Raw genomic sequence first — 16,065 nt, 5'->3', positions numbered from 1 at the left:
GCTTAATGCCTGATATCTACTCCCTGACCACCAGCACCGTCGCATAGGCCGAAATGCCTTCTTCGCGACCGGTAAAACCAAGTTTCTCGGTTGTGGTAGCCTTGATGGACACATCGTCTACATCCACTCCCATCACACGGGCCAGTGTTTCCTGCATTTCCGGAATATGCACCTTCAGCTTGGGACGCTCGGCGCAGACGGTCGCGTCGATGTTGCCCACCGCATAACCTTTTGTGGCTATCAGCTCCACGGTCTTCTTCAGCAGCACCTTGCTGTCGATGTTCTTGAACTCACCTGCCGTATCGGGAAAATGGTAACCGATGTCGCGCATGTTGGCCGCCCCCAGCAGGGCATCGCAAATGGCATGTATCAGTACGTCGGCATCACTATGCCCCAGCAATCCTTTTTCGTGTTCCAGGCGGATTCCGCCCAACCACAATTCACGGCCTTCCACCAGCTGATGGACATCGAAGCCGAAACCTACTCGTATTTTCATCATTGAGAATTAAGAATTGAAATTATTCAGTCCCTACTCCGGAACTATCGGATATGGAAGTCAAGCAGTTTCTCGTTGCCCAGATAGCCTTCCAGATGTTGCCCTATGCTCACAGGTCCTACCCCCACGGGCGTGCCGGTAAAGAGCAGGTCGCCAATCTTCAGCGTCATGAAGCGGCTGACGTAGGCAATGATGTCGTCCACACGGAACAGCATGTCGGCCGTATTTCCACGCTGAACGGTCTGCCCGTCAATGTCGAGATGGAAATCCAGCCGCTGCACCTCTCCTCCTGCTTCGGCCAGCGGCACAAACCGGCCGATGGCAGCCGACCCGTCGAAGCCCTTGCACAGTTCCCACGGATTGCCCGTCTCGCGGAACCGGCGCTGCATATCGCGGGCGGTAAAGTCAATGCCTACCGTCACCGCATCGTAATAGCGGTGGGCGAAACGCGGAGCAATGCACTTGCCCAGGCGGCAGATGCGCACCACCACTTCAGTCTCATAGTGCACCTCGTTCGAAAAATCGGGAAGGAAAAAAGGTTTGCCGTCCTTCAGGATAGCCGAGTCGGGCTTCAGAAAAATCACCGGCTCCTTGTTTTCCTGCTCATGTCCCAGCTCACGGTTGTGCAGGGCATAGTTCATTCCTACAGCTATAATCTTCATTACTTGATTTCGTTAAAGTTAAGGCGGTTGAACATTACCGCCAGATGGGCATACAGCGAAGTGTTCTGCACGACAATGGACTCCGGCACACGGATGCGGAAAGGCGTAAAGTTCCACACAGCCTTGATGCCGCCCTCCACCATATAGTCCGTTATCTGCTGGGCAATCTCAATGGGCACGGTCAGCACCCCGATGTTCACGTCGTACTCCTGCATCTTCCGACTGAATTCATCGGTATGGAAGATGGGAATGCCGTTCAGCTCCGTACCTACCAGCGCGGGATTGACATCGAAGGCCGCCACAATCTCCAAGCCGAAATGACGCAGACCCGAATCGTGTAGCAAGGCTCCTCCCAGACTACCTACGCCGAACAGGAAAGCCTTGTGCAGATTGGTGAAGCCCAGAAAGTCTTCGAGCACGGCAATCAGCGTATCCACCTCATAACCTACCCGGGTACGTCCCGAGATGTTGACATACGACAAGTCCTTGGCTATCTGCGAAGCGTCGATATTGATTTCCTTGGATATTTGGGTGGAAGAGACGAAGCGTTCCCCTCTCTGTTTCAACAACTTGACATTGGACAGATACCACGGCAAGCGTCGCAGCGTAGGCTCCGGCACCCGCAAAATCTCCCTGTCCTGCAACAAACCGCTCATTGTATTCTCGCTATTATCAGATTTATGAAAGACAAAAGTACATTATTTTTTCCAATGTCTCGCAGGAAGAGTCGAAAAGGTTAACATAATTTCTACGTCGCATTGCAAAACTCACCGTAAAGCTGTACTTTTGACAACAGATTCACCAAAACAATGATTCCTTATGGCAAAAAATACGAAAAACAACGACTGGAAAGACCGCCTGAATGTGGTCTATTCCACCAATCCCGACTTCCGTTACGAAACGGCAGATGAAGAGGAAACTGCCACCCTCCCTCCTGCCCAACAGAAACTGCGGGTACAGCTCGACCGCAAGAACCGTGGCGGGAAGGTTGTAACCCTGATTACCGGCTTCGTCGGTACCGACGACGACCTGAAGGAATTGGGACGAATGCTGAAAAGCAAATGCGGCGTGGGCGGTACGGCCAAAGACGGCGAAATCATCGTACAGGGCGATTTCAAACAGAAGGTGCTGGAACTGCTGAAGAAAGAAGGCTATACTCAAACCAAACCGGTTGGTTAAAAAAAGGCAGGGCGTGCTGACACGCCCTGCCTACAACAAGCTCATTTTCCACATTATCTACCCAACAATTGTACAAGCGCTTCCTCGGCAGGAACGGCCCATCCGTAATCGGCTACCTTAAAGATAGGAGCGGAAGCATCGGGGTTGATTGCGATGATTTTCTTGGCTCCACCAATGGCCGATGTATGTTGAATCTGTCCGCTAATACCGATTGCAATATAAACATCGGGAGAAATGGTGTGTCCCGTCTGTCCGATTTGTAAATGCGCATCCACCAGTCCGGCCTCTACAGCAGCACGCGATCCGGCCACAACAGCGCCAATCCGATCAGCCCACCGGTGAATCAGTTCCAGGGTCTCTTTCTTTTTCACCCCACGGCCTACTCCTATAATAACGCGGCTGTCGTTCAGCGAATCGCCTGAGGTTTCCTCTTCTTCCTCACCCAGTAACCGGATACGTGCATCGGTTGCCAGTGAAGACATGTCATGAAGGACCACCTCACCCGTTTTCCCCCCATCGGGAACCAACGGTGTCATGATACCCGGACGGACCGAAGCCATCTGAGGTCTATGGTATGGTGTCGTGATTGTTGCCATCAGATTACCTCCAAAAGCCGGACGTATCTGCAGCAACAGTCCTTTCTCCGGATCAATGTCCAAACGGGTACAGTCGGCCGTAAGTCCGGTATGAAGCAAGGCGGCCAGCCGGGCAGACAGTCCCCTGCCCCGAGGAGTGGCCCCCACCAGAAGAATGGCAGGATGCAGCCTACGCACCAGTTGTGCCACAGCTTCCGCATAGTTTTCTTCAATAAAAGCCGCCAGCCCGTCCGACTCCAGCAGATGGACCCTGTCAGCTCCATAGGCCACCAATTCCGACGCGACTTCCGACACATGCTTACCGACCAGCACAGCCTCGGTTTTCTGTTGTAACTTCGCAGCCAGTTCCGAAGCCTTTCCCAGCAATTCTTTTGTCACATGAGACAGGCTACCGTTCTCTGTTTCGGCCAGTACCCACACTCCCGCTGCCGGTTCTTCATCTTTCTGTATGCAGCCCACAGCCTCATCCATCATCCATGCACCGACGGGACAAGTCTGCACACACGTTCCACACAGACGGCAATCGGATTCATCCAACCGGGGATATCCGTCCATACTTATCACTCCGAAAGGGCAACTTTCGGCACACAGTCCGCACTGTGTACATATATCTCTTCGTAAATGAAGCGTAAAATTATCATTCATTGTCACTACACTTTATTATTTCTGATGCATACAGGATTCTATCACTTGCATTACCGCCCGACCGTCGGACAGCCATTCCAATGTCTTGTCACTTTGGGGCACTTCCGTCGAAACAACCTTGGTAGGCGAAGCTTGAAGTCCCACGGTAGCGGGATCCAGGTTCAAGTCATACTCGTTCCAACGGACAATCTCCTTGTCACGGGCTGTCCGCCATCCGGCCAATGTAGGAGGATCTACTTCATAATTTTCCTTGCTGACCATCACAGCACAAGGAAAATCGACCTCAAAGTGCTGCCGACGGTCACCCGCCTTCTTCGTAACCCTTATGCCGGAAGCGGAAATGGCGTCGATACTGACCAGTTGGGTAATTTGGGGGATGTCCAGCTGACCGGCCACACCAGGGCCTACTTGAGCCGTATCTCCATCGATGGCCATACGGCCAAAGAACAACAGATCGTAATTCCCGATCCGGCGTACGGTAGCAGCCAGTACTCTACTGGTACACCACGTGTCACTGCCGGCAAATGCCCGAGAAGACAAGAGGACCGCCCGATCGGCTCCATGCTGCAACGCTTCACGCAAAACAGCTTCAGCCGATACCGGCCCCATACTGACCGCCCATACTTCGGCTGCGGTTTTCTTTTTCAGTTCCAAAGCAGCCTGCAAGGCACACAAATCATCTGGATTCGTCTTGCAGAGTGCAGAGGCCCGTTTCAATGTTTTGGTTTCCGGATCAATCCCTACATGAGTGGACTGAGGAACCTGTTTCAAAAAAACAATATACCGTTTCATCATCTTTACTTTATCACAGATATTACACAAACATGGACGTCCCGATTATCAACCGCCTTTCTTGTTCGAACGAGCATCGGCACAGCGCTTCTGAAATTCCAAGGAGAAAGGATCGACCACTCCGAAGCGGTCCGGAGAAAACAGGTCCGGATTGACAAAAGGTTTATCGCCCATTATCAGCTCTGCCGCCAGGCGTCCCATTCCGCCGCCAGCCGCAACCCCGCCACCACAACATCCGGTCACCGTATACAATCCTTTATAGGACTTTATCGGACCGATGATGAACTTGGCATCCGGTACATAGCAGGAAGGCCCGGCCATATAATGGGCTATAGGCAGTGTGTCAATATCTTTCAGATACTTTTTCAACAAGGGAGCACATTCATCGAGCACCGTCCACTCTGCATCCTTATGGAAATCGAAGTCTTCCAGTCTGTCTGTCAGTGTAGAAGGATCGAAAGCCTGGCATTGACTCTCACGCAAACCTACAATCAGTGCCCCTACATCCGACCGGGTGAAAGCCCGGGCATCGGGAATGACCGTAAACGGATGGTTGGCTGGGAACCGTTTCTCATCAATGGAAGTAATCCAGAAATGACTCCGAACAGGTATGAAAGGCAAACCAACCTGTAAAGGCCTCATCAAAAGATTGGCCCATGAACCGGCAGCATTGACAACGACAGATGCAGTCAGTACCTCACCGGACATCAGCTCCACACCTTCTACAGCTCCATCCTTGACCCGTATTTCCTTGACCTTGCAGTTGGAGCGAAGCACCGCCCCCAACTTACGGGCAGCTCTAGCATAACCGGAGCATAAAAGTGCCGAATCGATAAAAGCGTCCGTAGGCATGTATAAAGCCTCGTCTACAGCTTCCGCCTCTATCCAGGGAAGCAATTCTTTCACACGTTCCCGGCCAATCCGTTCATTGGGAATCCCGAAACGTTCCGCCGCTTCTTCCAAGGCTTCCAGTTCCTTCAAGGACGCTTCGGAAGAGGCAATGGTAACGCTGCCGCACATCTGCAGCTCAAGCGATTCTTCCAACAACGCCTCCATCTCATGGATACAGTCATAGGTTTCCTGGACCAGTTCCATCAATGCCGGTTTGGTGCGCGCCCGTGTCAACAGACATGCCGCACGTGACGAAGCCTGCGACGCAATCTCGTTTCCTTCCACCAACAGGATGTTTCCTGCATTCCGCTTTGCCAACTGGTATGCAGTGGCACAGCCCAGCAGTCCGCCTCCTATAATGATAATGTCATAATCCGCTTTCATATTCTTAAATTGCATTATATTGAAAATTCATATAATAATTTACACGTTCTGTCTTCCGGCTCTGCATATACTTCCTGTAAATCAGCACTCCGGCTATGACAAACAGAATCGAGCAGATTCCTCCAACAAAACAAGCGATATGGTTGAACCAGACGAACCACTCCAAATCGATATCCAGCAATTCCTTCACAGAAAGCAAGGACACCGTTCCCAGATACCCGATGAAATCAATCAGGGCGATAAAGAAACCTACATTGCCCTTTATCCTGAAACAGGCAATGAAACGGTCGAAAAATATAGTTTGGAAAGTCAGGTACGCAATATACAGCGACAAGCTTTGTATGAACAGCCAGGTTATCGGTCTGGACACAAACGCTTCGTATTGAAACGAGACATAGGTCATTGTCAGACACCCCGTTATCACCAATACCATCAGAGACAGCAGAGCCTTGATATTACTCCGGCAGAAAATGAACAGGGCAAAAATTCCCAAAATAACGAGTGTAACAATCGTATCGATGCGGGCAAACAGCCAGGACGACTGGTTGCTCATATCCAAAATATTGACCAGAAAATCTTCCTTGATGTCACGCAGAACCAGCAACATGAAATTGCAGGCAAACAGCAGCGACAAAATCGGAGCATACTTCCTGAACAAGGCAACCCGCCCTTTTCCGTCGAGCACCACCCTCTCATTACGCAAAGCTATATCTTCGGCCGTCGGCTGGGGCAACCGCTTCAGCATGTAGCCCGTAAACGCCAGAACAGGAAGTGCCAGACCTCCAATGACAGCCGGCATCCAGAACGGACCGACCTGCATTTCGTTCATGACAAACAACCCAAGACTTTTGGCCAGCCCGGAACTGAACACCATACTCACCCCCAACAGACTGGCCAGAATATCGGTCACTTTCCTGCCTTCGATGAAACTGAAGATAACTCCCCACATGCACCCCAAAGAAAGTCCGTTGACAAACATCGCAACCACATTGTAGGGTGCGCTCAGCAGACCGAACCCGATCAAAGCCGCTTCCGCAAGTATTGCCGAACCGACAAAGAAGCGGAAACGGTTTTCCTTTTTCAGTTCCGAAATGATTTTGATTCCAAAAAACTTGGCAATGACATAACCCAAAATCTGAATGGTCGTTACCGCCACCTTATAATCGGTCCCCAAAAAAGTCAGCCCATCGAAAGAAGCCGCCGTATAAGGTTTGCGCAAAGCATACACCAAAGAATAAGAGAGCAAGGCTGCCCCACCGGCCCAAAGTATCAACAACGTATCGGATAATTGTTTGTTGCCTGTTGTCTGTTTCATGTCTTTAATCTGTTAGTTCATTTTTTCCGGTGCGAAATTAAAGGAGCCACAACTCTGAAAAAATTAATTCATCATGTATAATAAGGCCCGAAAAAGCGCCTCTTATAATGTCATATTTATGTTTCCTTTATGAAACAGATTTGTAAAAACAGACATACGGATGTAACAAGCATTACCTATCTTTGCCCACAAACAACAAGGCTCATGGACAAACTGATACCACTCTACGAACGAATGAAAAAACTCCGTGAATCCGGAGTCAAACTGAAAGATATTTCCGAAAGAACGGATATCGCTTCCAGCGTATTATCCTCCCTCTATTCTTCCGTACTGCCCACCTATATCAACCTCGTCTCGGAAGGCGAAAAGCCGGAAGAAGCACTGGACAAGGCTCTGCAACAAGTCAACAACGTCTCCAAGCGGAAACTGCTGGGATGCCTGGACGAACTGTACGAAAAGGTATGCCACATAGATACGCGGCAATTCCTGAACCGGAACAATGAAAAACCATTCCTTGACGATATCGAAAGGGAAGCCGCCAAATATCTGCCCAATGCAAAAGCTTATACCGGCCTGTATCTGGCCTATAGTTCTTCGTCTTTTTCCAAAGGGCTGAAGGTTGAACCCTACCTGTTCGCCTCCATTTCGGACGGAGACATCCTTCCAAAAGTTTACAGCCAGAATATGGCAGGCGACTATTATGCGGGAATCGGTCTCTTTACACCGTTCCAGATAGGCTATCTGATGTTCAATGAACAAAAGAACATGCAGTTAGCCTTGAAAGTCATCTATCTGCAACTGCCTGCCATCGAATCTCCCCATTTTATCAAAGGCATCTACATAACCCATGACTACAACAGAAACCCCATCGCCCGCCGCATTCTCTTCGTCAGACAGCAGGACGAAATTCCTTTGGAAGAATTCTCCCATCTGTGTACCAAAGTGATTCCCCAGGAAGAGCTTTCGCCGGACGAGCAGGAGTATTATGACTATACCTGCCACCCGGAAGACATTATAAAAAGCATGATGCTGGTTTCGCCGGACAAGAACATAGAAGAGCTGAAACGGGAAAAGAAAATCCTGGAATTCTTATAGAAGATAAAGCACATATAACAGTAAAAGGGGCTGTCCTGGCAATGGAACAGCCCCTTTTCTATATCCTTACACGGACCGGAATTTATTCAGCACGCAAAGTGAAACGCTTGAAGTCTACGATCTTCAGTTCGGGATCGGCTTCCTTCAACACTTCTCTTACGGTCTTCTTTGCATCCATCACATCTTCCTGGTTCAACAGACAAACTTCCTTCAGGAACTTGCCCAGACGACCCTTGGCGATGTTCTGAATCATCTGCTCGGGCAGGTTGGCAGCCTTTTCTGCAGATACGGTCGCAATGATTTCCTTTGCTTTGGCTACATCTTCTGCAGTAATCCAGCCCTTGGCCATGTTGCTTTCCATGTGGTCTTCGCTGTCTACGTGGGCCGGGTTGATACCAGCTTTCTTCAAAGCAGCCTCAACAGCCTTCTGTACCTGCTCAGCCTTGGTCTTCTCGATAGCCACTTCGATTTCCTTCTGCTTGATTTCTTCAGAAACACCGTCTTCGTCGATGGCAATCGGGTTCATGGCGGCAATCTGCATAGCTACCTGCTTGCCCAGCTGCTCGTCTACCTTCTTGTTGAAAGCTACGATGGTGCAGAGTCCGTTTCTGTTCATGTGGTTGTATACCACTGTATCAGCACCTTCTACAGTCATATAGCCGTCGAGTTCCATCTTTTCACCGGTGATACCGCTGCGGTCTGTTACAGCCTGAGCTACGGTTACGTCACCCAGCTGCAAAGCCTTCACTTCGTCCAGCGTCTTGCACTTGTTGGCTACAGCGAGGTCCAGGATGTCCTGAGTCAGTTTCACGAAGTCAGCATTCTGGGCTACGAAGTCAGTCTCACACTTCAAAGCGATGATTACAGCGAAGTCACCTGTAGTCTTAGCCAGTACGCAACCTTCTGAAGCCTCACGGTCGGAACGCTTGGCAGCCACTGCCTGTCCTTTCTCACGGATAATCTTCATTGCCTTGTCGAAATCGCCTTCTGCATCGTTCAAGGCATTCTTGCAATCCATCATACCAGCACCGGTCATTTTGCGGAGCTTGGTTATATCAGCCATTGTTACAGCCATAATTTCTTCAATACTATTTTAAACGTTAATAATACCTTTATCTATAAAGCAGTTGAGAGCTGAGAACAGAGAATTGAGAATTGCTGTTTAATAGTAACTCTCAACTTTCAATTCTCAACTCTCATCTATATGATTTAAGCCTCTTCGTCTTCCTTCATGAAAGCAGCAGCCTTAGATGCGTTGATGGCATCTTCGTCAGACTTGTCCAGTCTAGCCTTGGCAGCTTTCTTCTTGCCCTTGTTAGCAGCAGGAGCTTCGCCGGCAGCTTCCATGTCAACCTTTTCAGCTTTACGCTCTTCCAGACCTTCCTGCATAGCAGCGCAGCAAGCATCCAAGATAACTTCTACTGACTTAGTAGCGTCATCATTTGCCGGAATAACGAAGTCGATGTTTGTAGGATCGGAGTTAGTATCAACGATACCAAATACAGGAATACCCAAACGGTTAGCTTCGCGAACAGCAATATTCTCTTTCATTACGTCGACAACGAACAAAGCAGACGGCAGACGAGTCAGGTCAGCGATAGAGCCCAAAGTCTTGTCCAACTTAGCACGTTGACGGGAGATTTGCAGAATTTCTCTCTTAGAGAGGTTAGAATAAGTACCATCGTTAGTCAACTTGTCGATAGTAGCCATCTTCTTCACAGCCTTACGGATAGTCGGGAAGTTAGTCAACATACCACCCGGCCAGCGCTCGATTACATAAGGCATATTTACAGATGCAGCCTTGTCGGCAACCACCTGCTTAGCTTGTTTTTTAGTAGCAACAAACAGGACTTTCTTTCCTGATTTAGCGATTTGCTTCAAAGCTTCAGCAGCTTCGTCAATTTTAGCAACCGTCTTGTTGAGGTCAATGATATGAATACCATTGCGCTCCATGAAGATATAAGGAGCCATTGCAGGGTTCCACTTTCTTTTCAAGTGACCGAAGTGACAACCGGCTTCCAATAATGTATCAAAATTTGTTCTTGACATTTTGTTTTAATCTTTAAATCGTTTACTTTCTTTTTTGTTTTTTCTAAACCAACCGCCGGGTAGCCTATCCGAATGAAGAGTCCCGGTAGTTTAGATACTAAACGCTTTTTCAGTTGAGAGTTGAGAGGTGAAAGTCGAGAATTAAGCAACTTGTCCGCCCCAACCGTTCTCCAACTCTTAACGTTTACTGAACTGGAATCTACGACGAGCTTTCGGCTGTCCCGGTTTCTTACGTTCAACAGAACGGGGATCGCGGGTCATGAAGCCCTCAGCGCGGAGAGCAGCCTTATCCTCAGCATTGATTTTCACCAACGCGCGAGCGATTGCAAGACGCAATGCCTGAGACTGACCGGTGAAACCGCCACCGCAGAGATTTACTTTGATGTCGTACTTTTCAGCAACACCCAGCTTGTTCAACGGTTGTTTAACTACATACTGAAGAATGCTTGATGGAAAGTACTCTGCGAGGTCTCTCTTGTTAATAGTAATCTTTCCAGTACCTTCGCTTACGAAAATACGTGCAATTGCACTTTTACGTCTGCCTAATGCATTTACTACTTCCATTATCTCTTATTTAAGTGCGTTAATATCAATCATTTTCGGGTTCTGAGCATCATGTTTGTGCTCGTTTCCGGCATATACATACATATTACCCAGCAATTTGGCGCCCAACTTATTTTTAGGCAGCATACCCTTTACTACTTTTCTCAGCAACTTGTCATCACCGTTCGGTTTTGCCTGCAAACGAGCAGGAGTGATTTCTCTCTGACCGCCGGGATAGCCTGTATATGACAGATATACCTTGTCATTCCACTTGTTACCGGTTAATTTTACTTTGTCGGCATTGATAATGATCACATTATCGCCACAATCTACGTGAGGAGTAAAGTTTGGTTTATACTTTCCTCTCAACAGTTTCGCAACTTTTGCGCCCAGACGACCCAATACCTGGTCTGTAGCGTCAACAATGACCCATTCTTTAGTCACTGTAGCTTTGTTTGCAGAAATGGTCTTGTAACTTAAAGTATCCACTCTTAATTGTTTTTTAAAATGTTACTACTAATTGTTTTTTTCTTCACCACCAGCCAACCGCCCCGGACAAAGGTCGATTAACTCGCTATGAATTAATTGCTTATCCTTTTTAGATAATAATCGGCTTGCAAAGGTACGGTTTTTCTGTTAACTGACAAACGATTTGGTCTTTTTTTTGTCTGACAGTCAGAGCGGAAGCCACACCCCCACCAAAAACAATCACCACAGATTTCCCGGATTTTCACAGATATTTTCTGAAACCGGAAGTATTCAGGTTGTTTAATCTGTGAAAATCCGCGCAATCTGTGGTGAAGTCTATTCGGGATACCGTTTCAATCAGAACTCGGCATTACGCGGCGTACGCGGGAAGGGGATGACGTCACGGATGTTGGCCATACCCGTCACGAACAGCAGCAGACGCTCGAAGCCCAGACCGAAACCGGCATGCGGACACGTACCGTATTTACGCGTATCCAGATACCACCACATGTCCTTCATCGGGATGTGGAGCTCGGTGATGCGGGCCATCAGCTTGTCGTAGTTCTCCTCACGCACACTTCCGCCGATGATTTCGCCAATCTGCGGGAACAGTACGTCCGTACCCTGCACGGTCTTTCCATCTTCGTTCTGCTTCATGTAGAAGGCTTTGATTTCTTTCGGATAGTCCGTCATGATGACCGGCTTCTGGAAATGTTCTTCCACCAGGTAGCGTTCGTGCTCGCTGGCCAGGTCGCAACCCCAGTAAACGGGGAATTCGAACTTGTGTCCCTTGGCTACAGCCTCTTCCAGAATCTTGATACCTTCCGTATAGGGCAGGCGTACGAACTCGGTGTCGACCACCTTCTGCAGACGCTCTATCAAACCCTTGTCCACCATCTTGTTCAGGAACTCCAGGTCGTCGGCGCAGTTGTCGAGCGCCCACTTCACACAGAACTTGATGAATTCCTCTTCCAGGTCCATCAGCTCGGCCAGGTCAGCAAAAGCCACTTCAGGCTCTACCATCCAGAACTCGGCCAGGTGGCGCGGCGTATTGGAGTTCTCGGCACGGAACGTCGGGCCGAAGGTATAGATAGCCCCCAGAGCCGTAGCGGCCAGCTCGCCTTCCAGCTGTCCGGAAACGGTCAGACTGGCCTGCTTGCCGAAGAAGTCGTCATCGTAAATGATGGAACCGTTCTCATCCTTCTTCAGGTCGTAGAGGTTCTTGGTAGTCACCTGGAACATCTGGCCCGCACCTTCGCAGTCCGACGCCGTGATGATGGGCGTGTGGAAGTAGAAGAAGCCCTTCTGATGGAAGAAAGTATGGATGGCAATGGCCATATTATGACGGATGCGGAACACGGCTCCGAACGTATTGGTACGCGGACGCAGGTGTGCAATCTCGCGCAGGAACTCCATCGAGTGTCCCTTCTTCTGCAACGGATACGTATTGTCGCAAGTACCCAACACCTCTATCTCACGGGCCTGGATTTCCGCTTTCTGGCCGGCGCCGACCGATTCCGTCAGCACACCGTTCACGCTCAGACAGGCGCCTGTCGTAATATCCTTCAGCAGAGCCTCGTCAAAGTTTTCCAGATCGACTACAATCTGGACATTATTTATTGTAGAACCGTCGTTCAGCGCGATGAAGTTTACCTGTTTGCTACCTCTGCGGGTACGTACCCAGCCTTTCACGTTGACCATAGCGCCGAAGTCTTCACGCTTCAGCAGGTCCACAATCTTTGTTCTACTAATTTTTTCCATAACTATACATCTATATAATATATGATTTATTCAAACGAACCCATCCGCAGGTAGTTCACTTCCTGCTCGGTCAGGTAACGCCAGTCACCGCGACACAGCCCTTTCTTGGTCAGGCCGGCAAAATACACACGGTCCAGTTTCATCACCTTGTATCCCAGCGATTCGAAGATACGACGCACGATACGGTTCTTGCCGGAGTGGATTTCAATGCCCACATCGTCCTTCTTGTTCTCGTCGGTATAGCTGATGGCGTCTGCATGGATTTCGCCGTCTTCCAGCTCAATGCCGGCGGCAATCTGTTCCATGTCGGCCTTCGTCAGGTTCTTGTCCAAATGGACGTGATAGATCTTCTTCTTCAGATACTTCGGATGCGTCAGCTTCGAAGCCAGGTCACCGTCGTTGGTCAGCAGCAGCACACCGGTCGTGTTGCGGTCCAGACGACCTACAGGATAGATGCGCTCCTCACAGGCACCCTTCACCAAGTCCATCACCGTGCGCCGCGCCTGCGGATCGTCCGACGTAGTTACCGTATCCTTCGGCTTGTTCAGCAGCACATAAATCTTGCGCTCGATGCTCACAGCCTGGTCGTGGAACTTCACTTCGTCGCCACGCTTGATCTTCGTACCCAATTCGGTTACCACCTGGCCGTTGACCGAAACCACTCCTGCGGTGATAAATTCGTCAGCCTCACGGCGCGAACATACACCCGCATTCGCCAGGAACTTGTTCAGACGAATCGGTTCGTTCGGGTCTACAAACTGTTCCTTGTATTCTATCTGTTTCTTCTTGCTGTATTTGGCATTCGGATTATAGTCGGCTGTACGCGGACGTTGCGGACGTCCGTAACCGTTACCGCCGAAGTTACCTCTTCCGCCGCCGTTGGCATTGAAACGCGGACGCTGCGGACGTCCTCCCTCTTCGGCATTCGGATTGAACCGCGGACGTTGCGGACGGTCGCCGCCTGCGTTGTACGGACGCTGTCCGTATCCACCCCGCTCGTTATTGGAGTTGAAGCGCGGACGCTGCGGACGGTCACCTCCCTCGGCATTCGGATTGAACCGCGGACGGAAGGAACGGTCATTGTTGCCATACGAACGTTGCGGACGCTGTTCGCCACCCTCCTCGTTATTGTTGAAGCGCGGACGATAACTGTTGCCATACGAACGCTGCGGACGGTCGCCATAGTTGTCGTTTCCGCTGAAGCGCGGACGATAGGAACGGTCGCTGCTATAAGCCTTTTGTGCTCGTCCGCCATTTTCCGTCGCATTGAAGCGCGGACGGTAAGGACGCTCATTGTTATCACGATTGTAGGAAGAACGGCCGAAACCGGCACCCTTGTACTGATTGCCATCACGGTCAGCACCAGCATTTCTTTCTGAACCCGACGCATCGCGCCAGTTGTCATTTTCTGTACTCATTTTCTTTTTTATTCGAATAAAATTAAACTTATCGGCCTCACGGCCTTATTTTTAACGATCAGCGGTTAGGGGTTAGCGGTTAGCAGTGCATTACTGACCACTAACCACTAACCGTTTACCACTATTTACATTCCCGTATAATTGTGCGGAGTGATGGCGCGAAGCTCCTTCTTGATGTCTTCGCCCACGTTCAGCTCCTCGATAAAGTTCTTGATGGATGCCTCCGTAATGGCCTGGTTGGTGCGCGTCAGTGCCTTCAGTGCCTCGTACGGATGCGGATAAGCCTCACGGCGCAGGATGGTCTGGATAGCCTCGGCCACCACACTCCAGCAGTTGTCCAGGTCGGCATAGATGGCCTTTTCGTTGAGCAGCAACTTGCGCAGGCCCTTCAGCGAGCTCTGGATGGCGATGACGATGTGTCCGAACGGCACGCCGATGTTTCTCAACACCGTCGAGTCCGTCAGGTCGCGCTGCAGGCGCGACACGGGCAGCTTCACGGCCAGATGCTCCAACAGGGCATTGGCCACGCCCAGGTTGCCCTCGGCATTCTCGAAGTCGATGGGGTTCACCTTGTGGGGCATCGCGCTGGAGCCCACCTCGCCGGCTTTGATTTTCTGCTTGAAGTACTCCATGGAGATGTATTGCCAGAAGTCGCGGTTCATGTCAATCATGATGGTGTTGATGCGCTTCATGGCGTCGAACACAGCCGACAGGTTGTCGTAGTTCGAAATCTGCGTCGTATATTCCTCGCGCTCCAGTCCCAGTTTCTCGGCCACGAACTTGTTGCCGAACGCCTTCCAGTCGTAGTCGGGATAGGCCACGTGGTGCGCATTGTAGTTACCCGTCGCACCGCCGAACTTGGCCGTCAGCGGGCAGGCCTTCAGCGAAGCCAACTGGCGTTCCAGACGATAGACAAAGACATTGATTTCCTTGCCCAGCCGTGTGGGCGAAGCGGGCTGTCCGTGTGTCTTGGCCAGCATGGGGATGTTGGCCCACTCTTCGGCATACGTGCGCAGCTGTCCGATGAGTTCCTCCAGTTGCGGGTAATATACCTCTTCCAGCGCCTCCTTCACGGAGAGGGGCACCGATGTATTGTTAATGTCCTGCGAAGTCAGTCCGAAGTGGATGAATTCCTTGTACTCCTCCAGTCCGCCCAGCTTGTCAAACTGTTCCTTCAGGAAATATTCCACGGCCTTCACGTCGTGGTTCGTCACGCTTTCGATGTCCTTGATACGTTGCGCATCGGCTTCGGAGAAGTTACGGTAAATGTTTCTCAAGGTCTCGAAGATACCCTTGTCCACGCCCTTCAGTTGCGGCAGCGGCAGTTCACAGAGGGTGATGAAGTACTCCACTTCCACCCGTACACGGTATCTGATCAGTGCAAATTCCGAGAAATAGGCGGCCAAGGCATCCGTCTTGCCCCTATAACGACCGTCAATCGGCGAGATTGCGGTAAGTAAATCCAGTTTCATACGTCGTATTTCTAAAATGATAATTATCAGGCCGCAAAATTACTGCTTTTTTCTGAGTTTCCGGCCTTGGAAACATTTTTTATAACAAGAAGAAATAAAAAAAATGGCAGCAATCTTTCGATCACTACCATCCTCAAAATGTGGGCGTTGACGGATTCGAACCGCCGACCCTCTGCTTGTAAGGCAGATGCTCTGAACCAGCTGAGCTAAACGCCCGTAAGGTAAAAAAGAATTTCAAATAAAGATGTGGGCGTTGACGGATTCGAACCGCCGACCCTCTGCTTGTAAGGCAGATGCTC

At 50.1% G+C, this 16,065-nt stretch carries 16 protein-coding genes and 1 tRNA gene; 2 read left to right on the top strand and 15 right to left on the bottom strand.

Translation table 11 applies throughout. The annotated features are described in order from the left end of the window. Positions 1–16 precede the first annotated feature (16 nt). From ispF to RDO88_RS11665, 3 genes are read right to left on the bottom strand one after another with little or no spacing between them, the layout of a single operon-like run. A complete protein-coding gene (gene ispF / locus RDO88_RS11675; protein ID WP_307759569.1) occupies positions 17–496 on the bottom strand; it encodes a 2-C-methyl-D-erythritol 2,4-cyclodiphosphate synthase in 480 nt (159 codons plus the stop codon). Positions 497–540: 44 nt separating this feature from the next. Continuing rightward, positions 541–1,158, bottom strand: coding sequence for a fumarylacetoacetate hydrolase family protein (locus RDO88_RS11670; RefSeq protein WP_307759541.1), 618 nt, complete (start codon positions 1,156–1,158; stop codon positions 541–543). Beyond that, on the bottom strand, positions 1,158–1,814 hold the full coding sequence (locus RDO88_RS11665; protein WP_307759540.1) for a redox-sensing transcriptional repressor Rex: 657 nt from the start codon (positions 1,812–1,814) through the stop codon (positions 1,158–1,160). Before RDO88_RS11665 ends, RDO88_RS11670 begins: the two co-directional genes overlap by 1 nt. A 163-nt stretch (positions 1,815–1,977) precedes the next feature. Here RDO88_RS11665 and RDO88_RS11660 point away from each other — a divergent pair, with 163 nt between their 5' ends. Continuing rightward, positions 1,978–2,337 (top strand): translation initiation factor, encoded by a 360-nt coding sequence (locus RDO88_RS11660; protein ID WP_307759539.1) that lies wholly within the window; start codon positions 1,978–1,980, stop codon positions 2,335–2,337. Positions 2,338–2,390: 53 nt separating this feature from the next. On the opposite strand, the gene RDO88_RS11655 is transcribed toward RDO88_RS11660, so the two are convergent. The 4 genes from RDO88_RS11655 to RDO88_RS11640 are packed head-to-tail and all read right to left on the bottom strand — an operon-like array spanning position 2,391 to position 6,960. Beyond that, on the bottom strand, positions 2,391–3,578 hold the full coding sequence (locus RDO88_RS11655; protein WP_307759538.1) for an FAD-binding protein: 1,188 nt from the start codon (positions 3,576–3,578) through the stop codon (positions 2,391–2,393). 15 nt (positions 3,579–3,593) lie between these two features. Next, positions 3,594–4,370 (bottom strand): electron transfer flavoprotein subunit beta/FixA family protein, encoded by a 777-nt coding sequence (locus RDO88_RS11650; RefSeq protein ID WP_307759537.1) that lies wholly within the window; start codon positions 4,368–4,370, stop codon positions 3,594–3,596. Positions 4,371–4,418: 48 nt separating this feature from the next. Further along, the gene (locus RDO88_RS11645; RefSeq protein ID WP_307759536.1) at positions 4,419–5,645 is read right to left on the bottom strand and encodes an FAD-dependent oxidoreductase; all 1,227 of its coding nucleotides are present in this window, start codon (positions 5,643–5,645) and stop codon (positions 4,419–4,421) included. Between the two features lie 4 nt (positions 5,646–5,649). Continuing rightward, on the bottom strand, positions 5,650–6,960 hold the full coding sequence (locus tag RDO88_RS11640) for a DUF5690 family protein (protein ID WP_307759535.1): 1,311 nt from the start codon (positions 6,958–6,960) through the stop codon (positions 5,650–5,652). Between the two features lie 204 nt (positions 6,961–7,164). On the opposite strand from RDO88_RS11640, the gene RDO88_RS11635 reads away from it, so the two are divergent. Then, the gene (locus RDO88_RS11635) at positions 7,165–8,055 is read left to right on the top strand and encodes a hypothetical protein (protein WP_307759534.1); all 891 of its coding nucleotides are present in this window, start codon (positions 7,165–7,167) and stop codon (positions 8,053–8,055) included. Between the two features lie 82 nt (positions 8,056–8,137). On the opposite strand, the gene tsf is transcribed toward RDO88_RS11635, so the two are convergent. The 8 genes from tsf to RDO88_RS11595 form a co-directional block, all read right to left on the bottom strand. Then, complete coding sequence (gene tsf, locus RDO88_RS11630) at positions 8,138–9,130, bottom strand: translation elongation factor Ts (RefSeq protein ID WP_307759533.1); 993 nt, start codon at positions 9,128–9,130, stop codon at positions 8,138–8,140. 134 nt (positions 9,131–9,264) lie between these two features. Beyond that, entirely contained in the window at positions 9,265–10,104 is an 840-nt protein-coding gene (rpsB, locus tag RDO88_RS11625) for a 30S ribosomal protein S2 (protein WP_307759532.1), read from the bottom strand. 177 nt (positions 10,105–10,281) lie between these two features. After that, positions 10,282–10,668 carry a 30S ribosomal protein S9 gene (rpsI, locus tag RDO88_RS11620; RefSeq protein ID WP_004288304.1) on the bottom strand — a complete coding sequence of 129 codons (387 nt, stop codon included), beginning with the start codon at positions 10,666–10,668 and terminating at the stop codon, positions 10,282–10,284. A gap of 6 nt (positions 10,669–10,674) precedes the next feature. After that, positions 10,675–11,136, bottom strand: a complete 462-nt coding sequence (gene rplM, locus RDO88_RS11615) for a 50S ribosomal protein L13 (RefSeq protein WP_117857665.1) — start codon at positions 11,134–11,136, stop codon at positions 10,675–10,677. A gap of 336 nt (positions 11,137–11,472) precedes the next feature. Beyond that, positions 11,473–12,876 carry an asparagine--tRNA ligase gene (gene asnS / locus RDO88_RS11610; RefSeq protein WP_307759531.1) on the bottom strand — a complete coding sequence of 468 codons (1,404 nt, stop codon included), beginning with the start codon at positions 12,874–12,876 and terminating at the stop codon, positions 11,473–11,475. A gap of 26 nt (positions 12,877–12,902) precedes the next feature. Beyond that, positions 12,903–14,294 (bottom strand): pseudouridine synthase, encoded by a 1,392-nt coding sequence (locus RDO88_RS11605; RefSeq protein ID WP_307759530.1) that lies wholly within the window; start codon positions 14,292–14,294, stop codon positions 12,903–12,905. A 125-nt stretch (positions 14,295–14,419) separates the two neighbouring features. After that, positions 14,420–15,766, bottom strand: coding sequence for an adenylosuccinate lyase (gene purB, locus RDO88_RS11600; RefSeq protein ID WP_307759529.1), 1,347 nt, complete (start codon positions 15,764–15,766; stop codon positions 14,420–14,422). Positions 15,767–15,907: 141 nt separating this feature from the next. Further along, a tRNA-Val gene (locus tag RDO88_RS11595) sits at positions 15,908–15,982 on the bottom strand. Positions 15,983–16,065 lie beyond the last annotated feature (83 nt).

This window comes from uncultured Mediterranea sp. (assembly GCF_902493215.1).
GTDB lineage: Bacteria > Bacteroidota > Bacteroidia > Bacteroidales > Bacteroidaceae > Bacteroides.
This window is presented reverse-complemented; position numbering and strand designations above follow the sequence as displayed.

What these genes read in the sequence shown, in the direction of transcription:
- RDO88_RS11640 (WP_307759535.1), bottom strand. Translation starts at nt 6,960, where the DNA reads ATGAAACAGACAACAGGCAACAAACAATTATCCGATACGTTGTTGATA.
- RDO88_RS11670 (WP_307759541.1), bottom strand. Translation starts at nt 1,158, where the DNA reads ATGAAGATTATAGCTGTAGGAATGAACTATGCCCTGCACAACCGTGAG.
- RDO88_RS11650 (WP_307759537.1), bottom strand. Translation starts at nt 4,370, where the DNA reads ATGAAACGGTATATTGTTTTTTTGAAACAGGTTCCTCAGTCCACTCAT.
- purB (WP_307759529.1), bottom strand. Translation starts at nt 15,766, where the DNA reads ATGAAACTGGATTTACTTACCGCAATCTCGCCGATTGACGGTCGTTAT.
- RDO88_RS11645 (WP_307759536.1), bottom strand. Translation starts at nt 5,645, where the DNA reads ATGAAAGCGGATTATGACATTATCATTATAGGAGGCGGACTGCTGGGC.
- RDO88_RS11605 (WP_307759530.1), bottom strand. Translation starts at nt 14,294, where the DNA reads ATGAGTACAGAAAATGACAACTGGCGCGATGCGTCGGGTTCAGAAAGA.
- tsf (WP_307759533.1), bottom strand. Translation starts at nt 9,130, where the DNA reads ATGGCTGTAACAATGGCTGATATAACCAAGCTCCGCAAAATGACCGGT.
- RDO88_RS11655 (WP_307759538.1), bottom strand. Translation starts at nt 3,578, where the DNA reads ATGAATGATAATTTTACGCTTCATTTACGAAGAGATATATGTACACAG.
- asnS (WP_307759531.1), bottom strand. Translation starts at nt 12,876, where the DNA reads ATGGAAAAAATTAGTAGAACAAAGATTGTGGACCTGCTGAAGCGTGAA.
- RDO88_RS11660 (WP_307759539.1), top strand. Translation starts at nt 1,978, where the DNA reads ATGGCAAAAAATACGAAAAACAACGACTGGAAAGACCGCCTGAATGTG.
- RDO88_RS11635 (WP_307759534.1), top strand. Translation starts at nt 7,165, where the DNA reads ATGGACAAACTGATACCACTCTACGAACGAATGAAAAAACTCCGTGAA.
- RDO88_RS11665 (WP_307759540.1), bottom strand. Translation starts at nt 1,814, where the DNA reads ATGAGCGGTTTGTTGCAGGACAGGGAGATTTTGCGGGTGCCGGAGCCT.
- rpsI (WP_004288304.1), bottom strand. Translation starts at nt 10,668, where the DNA reads ATGGAAGTAGTAAATGCATTAGGCAGACGTAAAAGTGCAATTGCACGT.
- ispF (WP_307759569.1), bottom strand. Translation starts at nt 496, where the DNA reads ATGAAAATACGAGTAGGTTTCGGCTTCGATGTCCATCAGCTGGTGGAA.
- rpsB (WP_307759532.1), bottom strand. Translation starts at nt 10,104, where the DNA reads ATGTCAAGAACAAATTTTGATACATTATTGGAAGCCGGTTGTCACTTC.